This window comes from Xanthomonas sp. SHU 308 (assembly GCF_000364645.1).
Lineage (GTDB): Bacteria > Pseudomonadota > Gammaproteobacteria > Xanthomonadales > Xanthomonadaceae > Xanthomonas_A > Xanthomonas_A sontii.
The window spans coordinates 1-2518 of sequence record NZ_AQOK01000630.1; the positions used below are offsets into that span (position 1 = coordinate 1).

General features: G+C 73.0%; 2 protein-coding genes. Both read left to right on the plus strand.

Annotated elements, in window-relative coordinates; all coding sequences use genetic code 11:
• Window positions 1-149 precede the first annotated feature (149 nt).
• Window positions 150-752: a response regulator transcription factor gene (locus D588_RS0117650; RefSeq protein ID WP_026143841.1), complete on the plus strand. Its 603-nt coding sequence runs from the start codon at window positions 150-152 to the stop codon at window positions 750-752.
• Between the two features lie 103 nt (window positions 753-855).
• Window positions 856-2518, plus strand: a 1663-nt coding sequence (locus D588_RS0117655; RefSeq protein WP_051067886.1) for a diguanylate cyclase, incomplete at its 3' end; no start/stop codon positions are given.

Consider the following 2518-nt stretch of genomic DNA (forward strand, 5'->3'; position numbering starts at 1 on the left):
TGCCGCGCCGTTGCCGCGGGTCGAGGCGGCGATGCCGGATGCCGCGCCGGCGGCGCGGATGCAGTCCCCGGTGGACCAGGACGCCGCGCTCGGCTGAGCGCCGGCCCGGCCCGGGCACTACAATGGGCCGACAAGGACCGGGGGGTGCCGTGATTCGTTTAGTGCTGGCGGAGGACCAGGCAATGGTGCGCGGTGCGCTGGGCGCACTGCTGGGCCTGGAAGCGGATCTCGACCTGGTCGCCAGCGCGGCCGACGGCGAAGCCGCCTGGCGCGCGCTGCAGGCGCATGCGCCGGACCTGCTGGTCACCGACATCGAGATGCCCGGCCTCAGCGGCCTGGAGCTGGCCCAGCGCATCCAGCGCCAGCAACTGCCGGTGCGCGTCATCATCGTCACCACCTTCGCCCGCCCCGGCTTCCTGCGCCGCGCCCTGGACGCCGGGGTCGGCGGCTACCTGCTCAAGGACGCACCGCCGCAGCGGCTGATCGAGGCGATCCGCCAGGTGCACCGCGGCGGCCGCGCGATCGACCCGGAACTGGCGCTGGAAGCCTGGTCCGAGGCCGACCCGCTCAACGACCGCGAGCGCCAGGTGCTGCGCCTGGCCGGCGAGGGCGCCTCGGCCGGCGACATCGCCACGCAGTTGGGGCTGTCGTCGGGCACGGTGCGCAACTACCTGTCTGAGGCGATCGGCAAGCTCGGGGTCGGCAACCGCATCGAGGCGGCGCGGCTGGCCCGGCAGAAGGGCTGGCTGTGATGCGGCGCGCGGTTCGGCCTGAAACTTGCATGGCTCCCTGCGCTTGACTGCGCGGCGCAGTGCAGGGCGCGCGCGGCCTTCCTTCCTCCCATTGGCCAACGCCATGCCCTCCACCACGATCAACCGCTATGGCGTGCCGCTGGCCCTGCTGCTGCTGTTGGGCATCAGCGGCGGCGTGCTGGTGGGCAGCGAGCGCTTTCTCGCCGATGCTGCCGCAGTGCAGCGCAGCCACCGGGTCATTGCCGAAATCAACGGCCTGCAGCTCAACCTCGCCGACTGCGATGCTTCGTTGCGCGGCTTCCTGCTGCTGGACAGCCGCGAACACCTGGCCGATTTCCGGGCGTGCCAGCGCGCGCTGCCGCCGCGGCTGCAGCAACTGGCCACGCTGCTGCAGGGCAACCCCGCGCAGCAGCAGCGGCTGCAGGAGGTCCAGGCGCAGATCGAGGCGCGCATGCGCGACAGCGCGCTCGCCGTGGCCCGTTTCCAGGGCAGGGCGGCAGGCATGCGCAAGCCGGACCCGGAGCGCGCCCGCCAGGGCCGTCTGATGTCGCAGGCGATCCGGCGCAACACCGACAGCCTGGTGCGCAGCGAGCGCGCGGCGCTGGCCAGCAGCGCCCGCTCCACCGCCGCCAACGCCGACCTGCTGCGCCGGCTGGCGGTGATCGGCATCCCCACGGTGTGTGCGCTGACCCTGGGCCTGTACCTGCTGCTGCGCCGCGAGATCGGCCGCCGCAGTCAGGCCGAGCAGCGCGGTCACCATGCCAATGCGCTGCTGGTGGGCACCGTGCAGCAGATGCAGCGCACCGAACAGGATCTGCGCACGCTCAACCGCTGCAGCCGCGGACTGCAGAGCTGCGTGCAGCAGGACGAGGCGGTGGAGGTCGCGCGGCAGGCGCTGGAGCGCCTGCTCGGCGACGCCGGCTGCAGCGTGTACTGCACCGACGCGGCGGGCGAGCAGGCGGTCTGTGTCGCGCACTGGGGCGAGGATGCGGTGTGCGCGCCGTCGCTGTCGCTGAGCGGCTGCGAAGGCCTGCGCAGCCGCGCCACCCAGATCCAGCGGCCCGGCGCCGCGCCGGCCTGCGCGCACGCCGCCGGCGTGGCACGCCATGGCACCTGCGTGCCGATGATGGTGCAGGGCGAGCCGCTGGGGCTGATCCACCTGTCCAGCCGCGATCCGGCCGTGCTCGAACGCCTGCCCCTGGTCGAGGTGGTGGCCGAACAGCTGGCGATGGCGCTGCACAACCTGCAGTTGCGCCAGCGCCTGCGCACGCAGTCGATCCGCGATCCGTTGACCGGGCTGTACAACCGCCGCTACCTGGAAGAATCGCTGGTGCGCGAACTGGCGCGCTGCGAGCGCCGTGAGCAGCCGCTGGCGCTGATGATGCTGGATCTGGACCATTTCAAGGCGCTCAACGACCGCCTTGGTCACGCCGGCGGCGATGCCTTGCTGGCCGCGTTCGGTCAGTTGCTGGCCGGGCTGGTGCGGCCGGAGGACATCGCCTGCCGCTACGGCGGCGAGGAGTTCACGGTGATCCTGCCGGGCGCCGCCGCCGACGTGGCGCAGCGCCGCGCCGAGCAGATCCGCGCCGCGGTGGCGAACCTGCAGGTGCAGCACCAGGGTCAGGCGCTGCCGCCGGTGACCGTGTCGATCGGCGTGGCCGCCTATCCGGACCACGGCCGCAGCACCGAGGAACTGCTGCGCTGCGCGGATGCGGCGCTGTACCGCGGCAAGCGCAGCGGCCGCAACCGGGTCGCTGCCGCTGGCA